Genomic DNA, 16291 nt, shown 5'->3' with positions numbered 1-16291 from the left:
CCGAAGACGGAAAACGCGTTCAGGCGGGCGGCGTGTCGCGCACCGCACTGTGCCCGCGTGCCGCGAACACCGCGTCGATGATCTGCTGCAGCCGCATCAGGCAGCCTTGAGCATCGCCCGGGGAGTTCAGTTCGAGCGCTTCGAGCACGTTGACGATGCCGGCCAGGAAGGCGTCCCCGACCGGGTCCTCGCGGCCGCACGCGCGCAGATACTCGGCGCGCCCGTACAGCGAACAGATGAAATCGACCTGATGGGCCGCAAACGATTCATCGTCCTGCGCGTCGACCTCGAAACGCTCGTGCGCGTGTCCCTGCAGCGCGATGGGCAGACGAAAAAACATGTTCATACCACTGGCCTCGAATGAGAAGGGACCGCTAGGCCGGAGCGCCTGCGACACCCCTCTCTGCCATTGAAACTTTCGCCGGACCCCGCCGGCTCGCCATTTTTCTTCCGCGGCGATCCCTTCGTCAAGTATATTTGACACTCGGAGACTCGCGAAGATGATGCACAACGATTCGATGGACGTATTGACCGTCGCCGGGCTGTTCGTCACGCTCGGAACCTGGGCCTGGGTTTTCTGCAAAATGCAGCGCGTCGCCGCCACGGACCATCAGACGAATGCCGCGTGCGATACGCCCGTCGCGTCCAGCAATCGCGATCACGTCGTTCTGTTCAATCCGGCAGCCGAGCGCATGGTCGGACGCAGCGCGCGCATGCCGGCCCACCCTACCATCGCGACGTGTCGATCCGCTGAAACAGAGCACGCGCGCCGTATCGAACCGGACTCGGCACCGCTCGCAAACGCCGCCGGCATCGCGACGTGCGTTCGCGCCATCGACGCATCGCCTGCGCGCGCCGCGCACCCGCGCGCATGTGCCGAACACAACCCCGTTGCGACGTGGCTGATGCGCGACGGCGTGATCGTCGGGGTGAACGACGCATGCCTCGCGCTGCTCGGCGCGCTCGCGCCGGCAGACGTGATCGCCACAGCGGCATCCGCGTGGCTCGACGCGGACGGCCTGAAAGGCGTGCGGCGGCAACTGGCGATGGCGCCAGTCGCGCCGCACGGGCGGACCGAGCCGACGGCTGGCGTCCTCACGCGCCGCGACGGTCGGACCCGCGACGTCGACGTGTTGGCGACCGTATCGAGCGACGCAGTTCATGCGCCGGTGCTGTTGACGTTCCACGACGTCACGCGACGCAATGCGACCGAGCGCGAGCTGCGCGAATCGCGCCATGCGTTGCGCGAACTCGCGCGCGGCGTGCAGCGTGAGCGCGAAGCCGAATTCGCACGCGTTGCCCGCGAGCTTCACGAAGGGCTCGCACAACCGCTCGACGCGTTGAAGATCGAGATCGCCGCGCTGAACGCACGTTATGCTCAGTTGATGCAGCAAGACGGAACCGCGAACGAAGCCAGCCGGAAGATCGACGCGCATCTGGACCATCTCGCCGCACACGTGCGGCAACTCACCGCCGACCTCAGGCCGCCGATGCTCGACGAGCTCGGGCTCGCCGCCACGCTCGAGTGGCTCGCGCAAGATCTGTTCGCCCGATACGGCGTGAAGATCGACACCGACCTCAGCGCGACCGTGGTGGACGATGCGGCCGCGTCGGTGCTTTATCGGATCGCACGCGATGCGCTCGAATCCGCGCGGCTGCGCGTGCCCGTTGCGCGCATCGGCGTGCAGTTGCGGCAGGCCAGCGGTTTCGTCAGGTTGACGATCCGGGAGGACGGCGCGCTCGACGACGCCTTCGTCGACCGGCAGCGCCCTCCGGCGCTGTTCGCGATACGCGAGCAGGTCGCGACGATCGGCGGCGACGCCGACTGGAAGACGCTCGCCACCGGCGGGCAGGAACTCGTCGTGCACTTGTCGTCGTTGTCGCGCCGCTAGCGCACACCGGAGGCCGTTCATGACGGTGAGGCGAGCGTAGCGGCAGTTGCGCGTTCGACCGCTGCGCGCACGTCGCCTTCGTCGTCGATCATTGGGCCGGCCGATCGCTGCGCGTGACGAGATTCGCCTTCAGCGCCGCGCTCATCGGCATGTCGAGATTCGCGCCGCGCGGCGGAATCGGCGATTCGAACCACTTCGCATAGAGCCGCGCGAACTCGCCGCTTCTGATGAGCCGCGTGAGCGTGCCGTCGACGAGCCGCTTGAACGCCGGATCGTCCTTGCGCACCATGCATGCGTAAGGCTCGACCTGCAGCGCGTCGCCGGCGACGACCCAACTGCCGGGATCGTCGGCATTCGCCCGCAGTCCGTACAGCAGAACGTCGTCGAGCGCGAGCGCGGCGACCTTGTCGGTCGCGACCATCTGCAGTGCATCCGCATAGTCCTTCGCGAGCACCACGTCGGCATCGATGTGCCGCGCGGCGAGTTCGCGCCGCAACGTCTTCTCGTTCGTGCTTCCGGCAACCGTCGCGACGGCCTGGTGCGCAAGGTCCGCGTAGTCGCCGATGTGCGACGCGCGCTTCGCCATCAGCCGCGTGCCGGCATAGAAGTAGTTGATCGAGAACGCGACGTCCTTGCCGCGCGCCGACGTATTGGTCGTCGATCCGCATTCGAGGTCGTAGCTGCCATCGACCAGCAGCGGAATGCGGTTCTGTCCGGTCACCGGCACGTAGGCGACCCGCAGGTCGGGCCTGCGCAGCGTCTTGCGGACGTCGTCGACGATGGCTTCGGTCACGTCGACCGAAAAGCCGACGGCCTTGTGCGGCGTCAGCAGATAGCTGAACGGCACCGCGGCTTCGCGGTACGACACGACGATCCGGCCGGACCGCGAAATCTTGTCGAGCGTCTGCGCGCATGCGGCCGTCGACGCGACGCACGCCGCGAGCAATGTGGCGAGCACGGCAAAGGACCGATGTCTCATGACTCCCCCTTTCCACGATGGGCACCCCGCGGGCGCGGTGTCGCGAGCCGTCGCGGCCACGGGCGGAACGCATTCCGCATCCGTCGCCGCGCGTGTTCGAGACCCGACGTGAATTCACTGTAGGCGCCGCCCCTCGCGTGCCCTTGACGCAAGTCAACGGCGCGGCGGCGCCATGGCGCAGGGCCGTCCGGATTTTCCCGATCGACAATGCAAACGGCCCGAGGTCGATCGACGACCTCGGGCCGCGCACGCGCCGGGCATCCCGCCTGCCCGCCGCGCGCCGCCGTTCAACGGGCTCGCGCCCGCATCAGAACTGGTAGCCGGCGCCCACGACCGCACCGAAGTCGGAGCGCGTATTGCCCGTCACCGACGCCTTGACGACCCAGCGGTTGCTCTCCGTCACGTACGAATAACCGGCCGCGAACCCTTGCTGCCCGTGATAGTTTGACGTCGCCGCCGACACCATCGAGCGGCCCGCGCCGGTCGGCTGCGGCAAGCCGGCCACGGCCATCGCCGAGGCAACGCCGCCGTACATGTCTTTCTTCAGATCGTTGAACGCGTTGTACACCTGTCCGACGCGCTGATCGGTGTAGCCCTTCGCCTGCGTCGACGCAGCGTTCAGGTTGTCGTTCAGCTGCTGCACGTTCACCGCGTCGGTCGGCGCCGTGCCGGCCGCGACGTTGGTGATCTGCCGCTCGTTGCCCTGCGCGCCGACCGAGAACGAATTGTCGCGATCGGCCACCGAGCCCTGCCCGACCGCCACCGCGTTCTTGCCGGTCGCGGTCGCCGTCGAGCCGATCGAACCGGCATCGGCGCGCGCGATCCACGTGGTGTTCGCATCGGTCGCCGCCGCACGGATCCGGTCGTTGGCCGCCGCGGTGTTCAGCGCGCTGTTGAACTGCGCCATGTTGACCGCGTCGTTCGCGTTCACGCCGGCCGCGACGCCGCTCAGCACGCGGTCGCCCGACGTGCCGGCGAAGTTCACGCTCGTGCCGCCCGAGTCCTTGCCAACCGTGATCGCGCCGTTCGCGTCCTGCTGTTGCACGAGCCCGGCCCGGCCGTTCGCGATGTTGGTCACGTTGCTCTGCAGGTTCGAGATGTCGGTCGTGTTCTGTGCGACCTGCTGGTTCGTCGCGTACAGTTGCGAGCCGTTCACCGCGTCGGTGCTGGTCGCATTGAGCGCGCCGGCCTTCACGTTGGTGATGCGCGTGCCGCCCGCGCCGCCGAGCGTGATCGAGCTCTTCGACGCATCGTCGTACTGCACCGCGAGCGCGCCGAGCTGGTCGAGGTTCGACTGCACCGACTTCAGCTGCTTCACGTTCACCGCATCCGTATCGTCGGTGCCCGCCGCGACGTTCTTCAGCACGACCGCCGCGTTGGCGTTGCCGCCGACCAGCGACACCGAGTTCAGCCGGTTGCCGTTGCCGTCGACGTCGTACTTGACGACGTTCTTCACGGCCTCGCCGGTCTGGTTCGACACCTGGGTGATCTGCTGCTCGAGATCGGTCTTCACGCCGTACAGCTGGCCACCGTTGACCGCATCCGTGCTGCCGGCCGCGATCCGGCCGTCGGCGACGTTGGTCAGCTGCGTCGGCGCGCCGTCGCGTGCGGCGCTGTAGGCGCCGAGCGTCGGGTCGAACTGCAGCGCGTCCTTCTGCAACCCGGCGATCGCGGTCGTATTGCCGGCGATATGGGTTTCGGCGTCGCCGAGGCGCGTTTCGTGATTCTCGAGCGTCGTCGTGTTGCTGCCGACGCGGCCGTCGAGGTTCGTCAGCGCGTCGCCGACGTTGTTGAACGCGTCGCCGCCGACCCGGTACGACGGCGCGCCGAGCGAGCCGTCGGCATTCGCCGTTGCACCGCCGCCGAGCGCGGCCGCCGTGGCGTCGGTCGCGCGGCGCAACTGCGCGCCGTTGACCGCGTCCGTGCTGCCGGCCGACACGCTGCCTTCCGCGACGTTGGTCACGCGCACCGGCACGCCGCCGTTGCCCGCGCCGAGCGACACCTGGCGCTTGCTCGCATCGTCGTACTTCACCGCGAGCGCGTCGAGCTGGCTCGTGCCGTCGTGGATCGCCGCATTCAGCTGGTCGACGTTCACCGCATCGGTGCCGTCTCGGCCGGCCGCGAGGTTGCCGATGCGCTGCGGCCCGTTGCCGCCGTGGCTCGCGTCATAGGTGCCGAGGCCCGCGTTCCATTGCAGCGCGTCCTGTTGCAGCGCGGCGATATTACCGGTGTTCACGTTCACCTGATCGCCGAGCTTCGTCACGCTGTTGCCGACGTTGGCGATCGACTGGTTCAGCGTATCGGTCGCCTTGCCGAGCTGGCCGACGTTGACCGCGTCGTTCGCGGCCACGCCGTCCGCGACGTTGTGCAGCGTCGTGCCGTTCGGGCCGGCGAACGTGACCGAATCGAAGCCGCTCGCGCCGTCGTACTTCACGTTGCGCGCGTCGGCCGCCTGCAGGCCGCCGATGTTCGACGCCGCGGTGCTCAGCGACGCGCTCAGGCCGGTCACGTTGTTCTGCAGGTTCGTGATGTTCCCGACCGCGGTCGACAGCGACGTCTGCAGCGGCGCGACGGTGCCCTTCAGTTGCCCGACGTTCACCGCGTCGGTATCGGCAACGCCGGCCGCGAGCCCGCTGATCGTCGTGCCGCTCGCGCCGTCGAGCGCGATCGCCGCATGCGAATCGTCGGTGTATTTGACGACGTTCTGCGTCGCGGTGACGATGCTGGTGCTCAGGCTGTTGCCGACATTGGTCACGCGCTGGTCGACGCTGGCGATCGACGTCGACAGCGTATTGCCGACGGAGGTCACGCGCGCATCGACGTTCGCGATGCCGGTGCTCAGCGTACCGTTGACGTTCTTCAGCTGCTCGACGTTCACCGCGTCCGTATCGGCCGCACCGGCCGCGACGTTGCGGATCTGCCGTTCATGGCCGACCGAACCGAACGACACCGCACCGCCGACCGGCGCAGCGGTGCCGCCGAACACGGGCGTACCGCCGTTGTTCGCGCCGATGCTGCCGGAGCCAATGGCCACCTGGTTGTTGTCGTTCGTCTGCGCGCCCGCGCCGATCGCGACCGACTGCGTGCCGCCCGCACGTGTCTGCGTCGCCGCGTCGTAGGAAGCGCCGTTCGAGACGCCGTCGCTGGTGGTCGGATTCGCGCCGCCGATCGCAATCGAACGATCGCCGCTCGCCAGCGCCGAGTGACCGAGCGCGATGGAGCTCGTGCCGTGCGCGTCGGCGACGTTGCCCAGCGCCATCGAGTAGTCGCCGATCGCGGCCGACTGGCGGCCCATCGCGAGCGCCGTGTTGCCTTGCGCGAGCGCCACCGTGCCGATCGCGGTCGCCGAGTTCGCGAGCGCCTGCGCGCCGACGCCGATCGCAATACCGCCGCCGCTGCTCGAGCCGCCCTGGCTGCCGGCGTTCGACTGGTCGCCGATCGCGATGCCGCTGGAACCGGCCTTCGCGTTCGCGCCCGACGTGAAGTTCGTGCTGCTGGTCGCGACGTACGTGCCGCTCTTCGTCGCGACGCACAACGGGTTCGTGCCGTCGATGCATTGCCCGGTCAACGCGTTGTCCGGATTGCCGCGGTCGACGAAGTTGTCGGCGTGGGCAGCCCCCGCGACCAGCACACCTGCGCTTGCGAACATGGCGGCGACGAGCGCCGAGATCTGGTTCCTCTGCATTTTCTGCTCCGTTATGTGGCTTATGGTTTATGGACTACTTACGTTCATTCACACCGTCGAATCCGACTTCTCGTTGCTCGGGCGGCGCACCGGTCTGTGTTTCACCCTTTACCAGAACATCAGTAATGCGAAGTTCAGGTTATGGACGAGTTCGTCCCGGCCGATTCTCGCGATTCAGCCTGCTGCAATTGACAATCCGAATGGGACGCACCGCGCGGCGCGACTAACCCCGTATTTTCTATTTCATCCGTCGCGCCCCGACCGACTGCTTTACGCGACACATTGTTACCAAGGCAATTCGTTCTGCACCGCTAATGCAGATGCGAAGATTGCCGCGCCGAATATGTATCGCGGTACACACCGATTAGCGGAACCGATTTGGTTTCCTCAGCGCCGGACTCCTTTACCAGACCGACCGACCCGGTGAATCGATTCGCCATCCAAAGTTCGGACGAATTATGGGACAGCACCTTGCGTTCGAGAAGATGCCATTCTTTATAAAATGACAAATCCTTAATTTTCAATGCCTTACGTTACAAAAACGGCATGCGCAAACGATTGCGCATTTCCGCGATCAATAAAAATGTTTTCTGAAGCGGACAAATACTTTGCCAGAGCGAATCCGAGGGAAACGCAATCAAGTTAAAAAACGTAAAACCGAAAGACCTTCCTGCGGCACTTTCGCTACGCGTCCGAATAATCCATGCCGTTACTCTGGTGAGGATTCGAATCTCCCCCTACAATTCCATTCGCATCGATTCAGGTCGCGACCATGATCTGCCGCTTTATCGCGTCAGCAATAGAAAGAGACAACGCCGGGTATTGGGCCGAGATACTGCCTGCCGTGCAGACCGGCCGATTCTGTTTGTCGATGCGCGCGTGCCGCGCCCGTTCGTGAAGCCATGTCGCAGCTTCCGACGATTTTCCCGCAGTGGAATCGATACGCACGGCAACGCAGCCCGCGGCACTTCCCGAACAGGTAAACGATGCAGCCCTCGACATCCGTATTGAGCAATGCCCATATCCTGATCGCCGACGATCAGCCCGACCAGTTGCGCTTGCTGGTCGACCTTCTGCGCGACACCGGGTGCCGGATCAGCATCGCGCACGACGGCGTGCAGGCGTGCCAGCGCGCGCAGGCGCTGTTGCCCGATCTCGTGCTGATGGACGTGCGGATGCCGCGCATGGACGGGTTCACCGCGTGCCGGCGGCTGGCGGCCGACCCGCTGACGAGCGCGATCCCGGTGATCTTCCTGACGGTGGCCGGCGAACTGCACGAGCGCATCGAAGGGCTCGAGATCGGCGGCGTCGATTACATCGTCAAGCCGTTCGAGCCCGCCGAAGTCATCGCGCGGATCCGCGTGCAGCTGATGCGGATGCGGCGCCCGCTGCCGGGCGAGGCATCGGCCGCGCCCACCGTGGCTGCGGCCGGCAGGGACGACGGCATCATCGTGCGCGCGGCGATCCGCCACCTGTCGCGCTCACTGCACGAGCCGCCGACGGTGGAGCAACTGGCGCGCGCGGTCGGCACGCACGAGAAGCGCCTGTCGCGCGCGTTTCGCGACAATCTCGGGCAAACGGTGTTCGAATACGTGCGCCACGAGCGGCTGCGCGTCGCGCGCGATCTGCTGGATTCGACGTCGCTCAGCATCGCCAGCATCGCGAAGGAGATCGGCTTTGCGACGCCCGCGAATTTCGCCACCGCGTTCCGCGAACGGTTCGGCATCACGCCGACCGAATGGCGCAGGCAGCGCGTCGCGGCAGCGCCCGCGACCGGCCGCAAGCGGGAACGCGACGCGTAACCGCGGCAGCAACGACGGCCGCGGCTGCCCGCCCTGTTTCGCCCTTGGCAGCCCGTGCGTGCATTGCCGAATCCCCACACCGCGAACGAGTGATAGCCGCTCACGACGAGACGCGCGAACAAGTTGGCGACTTTCATCGCGAAGCGCCGTTGGCATAGCTCGTAGTGCACACCTGCGCCCGCCATCGGCCGAATGAAGTCGTATGAAGAAGTGTCCGATCAAGCGAGCCGAAGACGGCGCGCACCAGCCCCATGAATCACGACGCCCGATGCTGCCCGCGCCGCGCTGGCGCTGGTACCATACGCCAGCCTCTCTACCGGAACCCGCGATGAAGCTGTCATTCGAAGCGCTCGAAGCCCTGGACGCGATCGACCGCACCGGCACGTTTGCCGAAGCGGCGGAGCTGCTGCACCGCGTGCCGTCCGCGCTGACCTATCAAGTGCAGAAACTCGAGAGCGACCTCGGCATCGCGCTGTTCGACCGCAGCGGACGACGCGCGAAGCTCACGCATGCGGGCCGCGTCGTCGTCGAGGAAGGCCGGCGCCTGCTGCGCGCGGCCGAACAGCTCGAGCTGAAGGCGCTGCGCGTGCAACAGGGCTGGGAAACGGAAGTGCGCGTCTGCATCGACGAAATCCTGCCGTTCGACTCGCTGTGGCCGTACGTCCATCGCTTCTATGCGCTCGGGATGGACACGCGGCTGCGGCTGTCGACCGAAGTGCTCGGCGGCGCGTGGGACGCGCTGATTTCGCGTCGCGCCGATCTCGTCGTCGGCGCGGCCGGCGAGCCGCCCGAGCTGCCGGACATCATCGCGCGGCCGATCGGCTCGCTCAAGCACGTGTTCGCGGTCGCGCCATCGCATCCGCTCGCCGCGCTGCCCGAACCGCTGTCGATGGCCTCGGTCGTCCAGTATCGCGGCGCGGTGATCAGCGATACGTCGCGCGAATTGCAGCCGCAGTCGATCGGGATCGACCCCGGCCAGCCGTACCTCGCCGTGCCGACGCTTACCGCCAAACTGGAGGCGCAATGCGCGGGCCTCGCGGTCGGCACGCTGCCCGAATGCATCGCGGCGCCCGCGATCGCCAGCGGCAAGCTCGTCGCGCGCGAGGTGACCGGCATGCGCGATACCACGCACTGCTATCTCGCATGGCGCGGCGACGAAGCCGGACGCGCACTGCACTGGTGGGTCGAGCAACTCGACAAACCCCACCTCGTCGATTGCTTCACGGCGCCGCACTGACGCTGCCGTTCGACGGCCCGCACGCGGGCGCGTTCGCCCTGCGGGGCACGCATGATGCGCGACCACGCCCGCTTCCACGCACGGCCTCGTGCGCCCCATGCCGATCGTCTGACACGCCGCTCAGGGCTTTAATCGGCGTGACCTCTGCCCCAGCTGCATCACGCTGCTCTCAGCTCCCGCGTGTGCCCGGCCGACAGCGCCGCGCGACCCTGCCGGCGTCAGCCGAGCGTATCGTGCAGGCGCTTCATCTCCTTCTCGAGCCACCCGATCAGGCTGAACGACGCGTGGGGCTTCTCGGCCGGCGGAACCAGCATCCTCTCCTCGGCAGCGTTATGTTTCGCAGCCGCGCCTGCGCTCGCGCTACGCGCGTCGAAGCGGGATGCGCGGCAGCGCATAGCGGCCGGCGCCGGCGATCGCGATCGTGCCGAATAGGATCAGCAGCATCCACGCGAACTGCCCGTCGCGCAGCGACCAGTCGGGATGCACGAACACCAGCGCGACGACGGTGATGATCATCACCGGCAACGCGGCGAGCCTCGGCCACAGGCCGACGATCATGAAGATCGGGCACACGACTTCCGCGAAGATCGCGAACAGGATCGACAGCGTGCGCCCGAGATGGAACGGGTCCTCGATCGCGGCCGCTTCGGCCGTGTAGTGGACGAGCTTCGGCAAGCCGTGCACGACGAGCAACAGCAGGCTTGCGCTGACGCGCAGGAACAGCAGGCCGAGATCGACGGCCACGCGGGCGGGAGCGGGAGCGGGAGCGGATTGAGCAGGATTCATGTAACGGTCGTCCGGATGGGCGGATGAGGCGCCGACGCGCCCGTTCGGTGGCGTCACGCCACCGCGAGCGAACGCGGGCGATCGCGGCACGCACGCCGACATGCGGCCTGCGTGCGCCGTTCGCACAATCTACGCGCGCGAACCGGCGCCGTCCTGTAGCCGGACTGAAACGTCCTGAAGCCTGCGCGGCGTTACGGTTCGCGCGACTGCGCGTCGGCGTCGAGCGCATCGTGGCCGAGGCGATGCACCTGCAGCCATGCGTGATGTGCCGCCTGCGTCGAGCCGCCGGTATGAGCGAGCGCCGCCGCGTACGCGGCGAGCAAGCGCACGCGCGCATCGGCGCAGGCCGGCGTCACGTCGGCGTCCTGCATCGCGTCGAGCGCCACGCGTGCGCGTTCGCGGCATTCGTCGACGAGCGACAGGTCGAACAGGCACGGCACCGCCACCGCGGCGAGGTCGATGCCGAGCGCGCGGTCGCCGCCCGTCGAGAATGCCCAGTCGAGCGCGGCGCGCAGGTTGCCGAGCTCGCGCCGCACGACTTCGAGCCGCACGCTGCCGCCCGCGCCGTTGCCGCGGCCGCCGGGCGCGTGCCTGAACAACTTCAGGAAGTAGCACAGATGCGAGCGCGCCGCGGCCGCATACTCGCCGTGCGCCTCGAGCTGCTGCCGTGCATAGGCGCGGGTGGTCGTGAGCAGCCGGTAGCGTGGCCCGCCTTGCGAGGTCTCGAGGATCAGCAGCGACTTCGACACAAGGCCGGCGATCGTATCGAGCAGATCGGTGCCGGCCGGCCCGTTCGCGCCGACGACCTCGCGCACGGCCTCGATCGTGAAGCTGTCGCGGAACACGCCGAGCCAGCGCAACAGCAGCTGCTCGTCGTCGCCGAGCAGCCGGTAGCTCCAGTCGTACATCGCCTGCAGCGTCTGGTGGCGCGGCAACGCCGTGCGAAACCCGCCGGTCAACAGCCTGAAGTGATCGTCGAGATGCGCGGCCAGCACGTCGATGCCGAGCACGGCGGCGCGCGCGGCCGCCAGCTCGATCGCGAGCGGCAGCCCGTCGAGCCGGCGACACACCGATGCCATCAGCGCGAGGCTGCGTTCATCCAGCGGAAAGCGCGGATCGGCCGCACGCGCGCGCGCCGCGAACAACTGCACGGCGCTCGCGTTCATCGCATCGCGCGGGTCGGCGTCGGCAGCGGGCACGTCGAGCGGCGGCACCGGGCACACGCGCTCGCCATGGATGCGCAGCGCCTCGCGGCTGGTCGCGAGCACGCTCAGCCCGTCGTCGGCATCGGTCAGCGCGCTCGCGATCCGGGCGGCGGCGTCGAGCAGGTGTTCGCAATTGTCGAGCACGAGCAGCATCCGGCGCCGCGCGACACTGGCCAGCACGGCTTCGAGTGTCAGCGAGCCGGCCGGCTGCGCGATGCCGAACGCGCTGGCGAGCGCGTCGGGCACGAAGTTCGAGCAGGCCACCGTGGCCAGCGACACGAACACCGTCCCTTCCGGGAACCGCTCTTGCGCACGCGCGGCCGCCTCGATCGCGACGCGCGTCTTGCCGATCCCGCCGGCGCCCACCAGCGTGACGACGCGCGCGACTTGCAGCGCGGCCTGCACGTCGGCCAGCATCGTTTCGCGGCCGAACAGCGCACCGGGCACCATGGCCGGGCGCAGCGTCTCCGTGCGCACCGGCGGCTCGGCGTCGTCCCGCTCGACCACCAGCCGGTAGCCGCGGCCCGGCACCGTCACGATCAGGTTGCGGTCGGCGGCCAGCGCCTTGCGCAGCGACGCGATATGCACCTGCAGGTTGTTTTCTTCGACCACGGTATGCGGCCAGACGCGCTGCATGATTTCATCTTTCGATACTAGCGCCCCGTCCGCCCGAATCAATAATTCGAGAATTTCGAATGCGCGGCTGCCGATACGCAGCAGCGTGCCGTTCGAACGAATTTCACGTCTGTCGAGAAAAACGTGAAGTGTTCCAATCCGGATCATGAGAATTTCGCGTTGGTGACGGTCAACCGCGCGCCGCGGGGGCAGCGCGCGTATCCGGCGTCAATGCTACGGTATTTGCATGATCGAATGATTCAAATTATCCGAATGGAACGATCGCATTTTTTGAAATGACCGGAAATTGGTAAATACCGGTATTGGATTCGCCGAATCGGCCAGCGCCCCGCGCAGGCGCGTTTCACGCATGAAAGCGGGGCTGCGTCGATGAATTTATCGGCCAATATGCGATGAAAAGGCATTCGGCCGAATGCCGATTTTTATTCGTCCAACGAATACCGGTCGATCGGCTCCCCAGCGTCGCGTCACGCGTGCGGCTGCCGCGCGGCGAAGCGGTCGAGCGCCGCCGCGAGGATCATCTCGCGGCAGTTGGCCGGGCGCTTCGCGCCGCGCCATTGCGGCTTGTAGATCGCGTCGCCGGTCGCGATCGGCAGCCCGGTCAGCGCGCAGCGGCCGCGCGAGCGCGCCTTCGCGCTGATCCAGCGCTGCTCGTCGTAGCGGCAGTGGGTCGAGTCGCTCCACGATACCAGCACCGACGAATCGGTCTGCCGTTCGGCGGCGATGATCGCGCTGCGGCGCCGCGCGTCGCCGCTCGACGGGATCGGCGGGTCGTCCCGATGAAGGCGGCTGCGGCCGTCCGTCTGCGCGGTGCGCGGCATCGGCCGCAGCCCTGCGACGGGCGACGGCCCGAGCGATGTGATCATCAGCTCCCAACGAGTGAACGCGTCCATGGCGGCATATCCAGGCAAGTAACGGGCGGGCCCGCGATTCGGTGATCCGGGCGATCCGGGCTCGTTCGCGTCGCGCGGCGCGGGTTGCGGCCGACGCCAGCTGACGCCAGCCGACGCGACGTGCGCCGGGCGGCCCGATGTCGACGATAGTCGCCGTCCGCTGAAGAGTCTCGGTGACGGACTGAATTGTTCTGCAGCGCGGCCTCTCGCTCGCGCGCGGGCGCGTTCAAGAAAATTCAGCCGGATTTCAGTACGGCGCTCGCGGCGCCGGGATACGCTCCTGACGGCATTCGCTCGTCCGCGCCGCCTCGGCCGGCACGTGGCGGCGCAGACCGGCCGCACGACGGGATGGCGGGGGCCGGTCGCACCGATTCACCATCCCGTGCGGCACCGCCGCCGCATACCCCAGGAGTCCAGATGCATCCCGAACAAACCGATGCCGTACCGTCGGCGCGCCGCCGCGACATGCTGCTTGCGGGGGCCACGGCCGTTGCGGCAGCCGCGCTGCCCACGATGGCGGCCGCGGCCGGCAAGCCGGCCGGCAACGCCTCTTCAGCCCACCCAGGAGCTCATACGATGAACACGATCACCACGAAAGACGGCACGCAGATTTACTTCAAGGACTGGGGCGCGGGTCGCCCGGTCGTGTTCTCGCACGGCTGGCCGTTGTGCGCCGACGCGTGGGATGCGCAGATGCTGTTCCTCGTCCAGCACGGCTATCGCGTGATCGCGCACGACCGTCGCGGCCACGGCCGGTCGAGCCAGCCGTCGCACGGCAACGACATGAACACGTACGCGGACGATCTCGCCGCGCTGCTCGACGCGCTCGACGTGCGCGAAGCCACGCTCGTCGGCCACTCCACCGGTGGCGGCGAAGTCGCGCGTTACATCGGCCGCCACGGCACGAAGCGCGTGTCGAAGGCCGTGCTGATCGGCGCGGTGCCGCCGCAGATGGTGAAGTCGCCGACCAATCCGGGCGGCCTGCCGATGGACGTGTTCGACGGCATCCGCAAGAACGTCGCGGAGAATCGCTCGCAGTTCTACAAGGATCTCGCGGTGCCGTTCTTCGGCTACAACCGTCCGAACGCGAAGGTGTCGCAAGGCACGATCGACGCGTTCTGGTCGCAGGGCATGATGGGCGGCATTCACGGCCAGTACCTGTGCGTGAAGGAGTTCTCCGAAGTTGACTACACGGACGACCTGAAGAAGTTCGACGTGCCGACGCTCGTGCTGCACGGCGACGACGACCAGATCGTGCCGATCGACGATTCGGCCCGGCTGTCGTCGAAGATCGTCAAGCACGCGGTGCTGAAGGTGATCGAAGGCGGCGCCCACGGGATGTGCGTCGTCAACGCCGATCGCATCAACGCGGAGCTGCTCGCGTTCCTGCAGGCGTAAGCGTGACGTGCGTCGTCGCGGCGGCGAACCCGCCGCGACGACGCACGCCGCCACAGATTTTTTCAGGAATTTTCAGATGCGCGGCCGCGCGCTCACGGCGCACGCGCCGGGCGCAGCACCAGGCCGATCGCCGCGCCGACGAGCGCGAACGCCATCGCGACGCGGAAGTTGTCGGCGAGTGCGAGCGTGGTGGCCTGCACGCGCACCGCGCGATCGACGAGCGCGTAGGTGGCCTGGTTGCCGGTCGCGAACGTCGCGCCGTGCGCCACCAGCGACGCCGCCCCGGCCCGCAGCCGCTCGAGCGTCTCCGGATCGGACAGCGACACGTGCAGACCGACGAGATTCGAATGGGTTGCCTCCCTGATACGCTGGATCACCGCAATGGCCGTCGTGCCGAGCTGACCGCTCAGCAGGCGCGTGGTCTGCACGACCGCGCCGAACGTCAGCGCATGCTCGGCCATCACGTGCCGGCCGAAGAACACGATGACCGACGTGAGCGCCATCGTCTGCCCGAGCGCCTGCAGCAATTGCGACGGAATGAAGTCGGGCTCGGCCCACACCGGCGTGAGCTGCGCGCCGAGCGCGAACGCGATCGCCACCGTCACGAACCCCGCGACGATCAGCCGGCGCGGATCGACGCGTTGCAGCAGCAGCGCGACGCACGGCGCGAACAGCAGTTGCGGTATCGCGATCCAGTGCAGCGTATCGCCAATCTGCAGCGGACGCAGCCCGTAGGTGCTGGCCAGGAACAGCGACGGGATGAAGCTCGTGTTCAGCACGGTGAAGCGCACGAGGCCGACCAGCACGATCAGCAATGCGATGTTGGGGCGCACGAGATAGCTCAGATCGATGCCCGCGCGCGGCGACACCAGCTCGTGAATCAGGAACGCGGCGATCATCAGCGTGCCGATCGCGAGCAGCGCGACGATCAGCGGCGACTGCAGCCAGAACAGCCGCTCGCCCTGGTCGAGCGCGATGCACAGGCACGTGAAGCCGCCCGCGCCGAGCAGCATGCCGCGCGCGTCGATGCCGGATGCGAAGCGGCGGACCGGCTCGTCGGCGAGCGACACCATCAGGCACGCGATGAACGGCACGGTCAGCGCCGCGTTCTGCCAGAACAGCCAGCGCCAGCTCAGGTGTTCGCTGTACCAGCCTTCGAGCGTGGCCGACAGGTTCAGCGACATCTCGAGATTCATCGCGTACGCGGCAATGCCGAACGGAATCAGCCGCGGCGGCAGCGTGCGCACGACGAAGCCGATCGTCAGCGGGACGAACACGCCCGACGCGAGCCCGGCGATCGCCTGGCACACGATGAACGCGCCGAACTGCGTGCACAACGGCAGCGCGGTCTCCGCGCACAGAAACACCGCGGCGCCTGCGAGCAGCACGCGGCGTGTGCCGAACAGGAACGCGGCCGCGATCGCGAGCGGCCCGACGAACATCTGCGATGCGGTGAATGCGGTGTTGATCCACGCGCCTTCGTCGAAGCCCGCGCCGAGCGCGCCGCGCACGTCGGCGAGGCCAAGCGACGTGATGCGCGACGTCAGCGTCGCGATGATCGCGCCGAGCAGCACGGCCGCGATCGCCGCGATCGAACGAAACGTCGGAATGTCGGAAGCGGGGCCGGCTGCCGGCGCCGCGGCACTACCGGGGGCGAACGTGGTGTTCATCGTCGAGCGGCTCCCGCCTGTCAAGCTGGCGCAAGCATAACGCGATGCGCCGAAACCTGCCCGTACGATGGAGTTTGCCGAATATGACGCCGCCCCCGTCCCCCACCC

General features: G+C 67.7%; 11 protein-coding genes. 4 read left to right on the top strand and 7 right to left on the bottom strand.

Annotated features, from left to right (window positions below):
* Nucleotides 1-19: 19 nt before the first annotated feature.
* Nucleotides 20-553: a hypothetical protein gene (locus C3Y15_RS32320; protein ID WP_230945401.1), complete on the bottom strand. Its 534-nt coding sequence runs from the start codon at nt 551-553 to the stop codon at nt 20-22.
* A 352-nt stretch (nt 554-905) separates the two neighbouring features.
* Here C3Y15_RS32320 and C3Y15_RS17575 point away from each other — a divergent pair, with 352 nt between their 5' ends.
* Nucleotides 906-1892, top strand: a complete 987-nt coding sequence (locus C3Y15_RS17575) for a histidine kinase (protein ID WP_224019639.1) — start codon at nt 906-908, stop codon at nt 1890-1892.
* A gap of 88 nt (nt 1893-1980) precedes the next feature.
* Here the strand turns inward: C3Y15_RS17575 and C3Y15_RS17570 are convergent, their stop codons facing one another.
* On the bottom strand, nt 1981-2871 hold the full coding sequence (locus C3Y15_RS17570; protein WP_011880422.1) for an amino acid ABC transporter substrate-binding protein: 891 nt from the start codon (nt 2869-2871) through the stop codon (nt 1981-1983).
* Between the two features lie 307 nt (nt 2872-3178).
* Nucleotides 3179-6556, bottom strand: coding sequence for a YadA-like family protein (locus C3Y15_RS17565; protein ID WP_011880423.1), 3378 nt, complete (start codon nt 6554-6556; stop codon nt 3179-3181).
* Between the two features lie 986 nt (nt 6557-7542).
* On the opposite strand from C3Y15_RS17565, the gene C3Y15_RS17560 reads away from it, so the two are divergent.
* Both C3Y15_RS17560 and C3Y15_RS17555 read left to right on the top strand, forming a co-directional pair.
* Nucleotides 7543-8358 (top strand): DNA-binding response regulator, encoded by an 816-nt coding sequence (locus C3Y15_RS17560; protein ID WP_011880424.1) that lies wholly within the window; start codon nt 7543-7545, stop codon nt 8356-8358.
* A gap of 328 nt (nt 8359-8686) precedes the next feature.
* Entirely contained in the window at nt 8687-9595 is a 909-nt protein-coding gene (locus C3Y15_RS17555; RefSeq protein WP_011880425.1) for a LysR family transcriptional regulator, read from the top strand.
* Nucleotides 9596-9955: 360 nt separating this feature from the next.
* On the opposite strand, the gene C3Y15_RS17550 is transcribed toward C3Y15_RS17555, so the two are convergent.
* The 3 genes from C3Y15_RS17550 to C3Y15_RS17540 all read right to left on the bottom strand — a co-directional run bounded on the left by C3Y15_RS17550 (nt 9956) and on the right by C3Y15_RS17540 (nt 13115).
* Nucleotides 9956-10381, bottom strand: a complete 426-nt coding sequence (locus C3Y15_RS17550; RefSeq protein WP_059548728.1) for a DoxX family protein — start codon at nt 10379-10381, stop codon at nt 9956-9958.
* A 191-nt stretch (nt 10382-10572) separates the two neighbouring features.
* On the bottom strand, nt 10573-12369 hold the full coding sequence (locus tag C3Y15_RS17545) for a winged helix-turn-helix domain-containing protein (RefSeq protein WP_011880427.1): 1797 nt from the start codon (nt 12367-12369) through the stop codon (nt 10573-10575).
* A gap of 320 nt (nt 12370-12689) precedes the next feature.
* Entirely contained in the window at nt 12690-13115 is a 426-nt protein-coding gene (locus tag C3Y15_RS17540) for a DUF3331 domain-containing protein (RefSeq protein WP_059496383.1), read from the bottom strand.
* A gap of 417 nt (nt 13116-13532) precedes the next feature.
* Between C3Y15_RS17540 and C3Y15_RS17535 the strand changes: the two genes are divergently transcribed.
* Nucleotides 13533-14513 carry an alpha/beta hydrolase gene (locus C3Y15_RS17535; RefSeq protein WP_011880429.1) on the top strand — a complete coding sequence of 327 codons (981 nt, stop codon included), beginning with the start codon at nt 13533-13535 and terminating at the stop codon, nt 14511-14513.
* A 92-nt stretch (nt 14514-14605) separates the two neighbouring features.
* On the opposite strand, the gene C3Y15_RS17530 is transcribed toward C3Y15_RS17535, so the two are convergent.
* On the bottom strand, nt 14606-16183 hold the full coding sequence (locus tag C3Y15_RS17530) for an MFS transporter (protein WP_011880430.1): 1578 nt from the start codon (nt 16181-16183) through the stop codon (nt 14606-14608).
* Nucleotides 16184-16291: the final 108 nt, after the last annotated feature.

The organism is Burkholderia sp. B10 (assembly GCF_004368385.1).
Taxonomy (GTDB): Bacteria; Pseudomonadota; Gammaproteobacteria; order Burkholderiales; family Burkholderiaceae; genus Burkholderia; species Burkholderia vietnamiensis.
The sequence above is the reverse complement of the archived record's forward strand: the minus strand, read 5'-3'. Positions and strand labels throughout refer to the sequence as shown.

Bases quoted from the DNA above. Each gene is read 5' to 3' on its own strand.
- C3Y15_RS17565 (WP_011880423.1), bottom strand. From the start codon at position 6,556: ATGCAGAGGAACCAGATCTCGGCGCTCGTCGCCGCCATGTTCGCAAGC.
- C3Y15_RS17575 (WP_224019639.1), top strand. From the start codon at position 906: ATGCGCGACGGCGTGATCGTCGGGGTGAACGACGCATGCCTCGCGCTG.
- C3Y15_RS17545 (WP_011880427.1), bottom strand. From the start codon at position 12,369: ATGATCCGGATTGGAACACTTCACGTTTTTCTCGACAGACGTGAAATT.
- C3Y15_RS17550 (WP_059548728.1), bottom strand. From the start codon at position 10,381: ATGAATCCTGCTCAATCCGCTCCCGCTCCCGCTCCCGCCCGCGTGGCC.
- C3Y15_RS17560 (WP_011880424.1), top strand. From the start codon at position 7,543: ATGCAGCCCTCGACATCCGTATTGAGCAATGCCCATATCCTGATCGCC.
- C3Y15_RS17535 (WP_011880429.1), top strand. From the start codon at position 13,533: ATGCATCCCGAACAAACCGATGCCGTACCGTCGGCGCGCCGCCGCGAC.
- C3Y15_RS17555 (WP_011880425.1), top strand. From the start codon at position 8,687: ATGAAGCTGTCATTCGAAGCGCTCGAAGCCCTGGACGCGATCGACCGC.
- C3Y15_RS17540 (WP_059496383.1), bottom strand. From the start codon at position 13,115: ATGGACGCGTTCACTCGTTGGGAGCTGATGATCACATCGCTCGGGCCG.
- C3Y15_RS17570 (WP_011880422.1), bottom strand. From the start codon at position 2,871: ATGAGACATCGGTCCTTTGCCGTGCTCGCCACATTGCTCGCGGCGTGC.
- C3Y15_RS17530 (WP_011880430.1), bottom strand. From the start codon at position 16,183: ATGAACACCACGTTCGCCCCCGGTAGTGCCGCGGCGCCGGCAGCCGGC.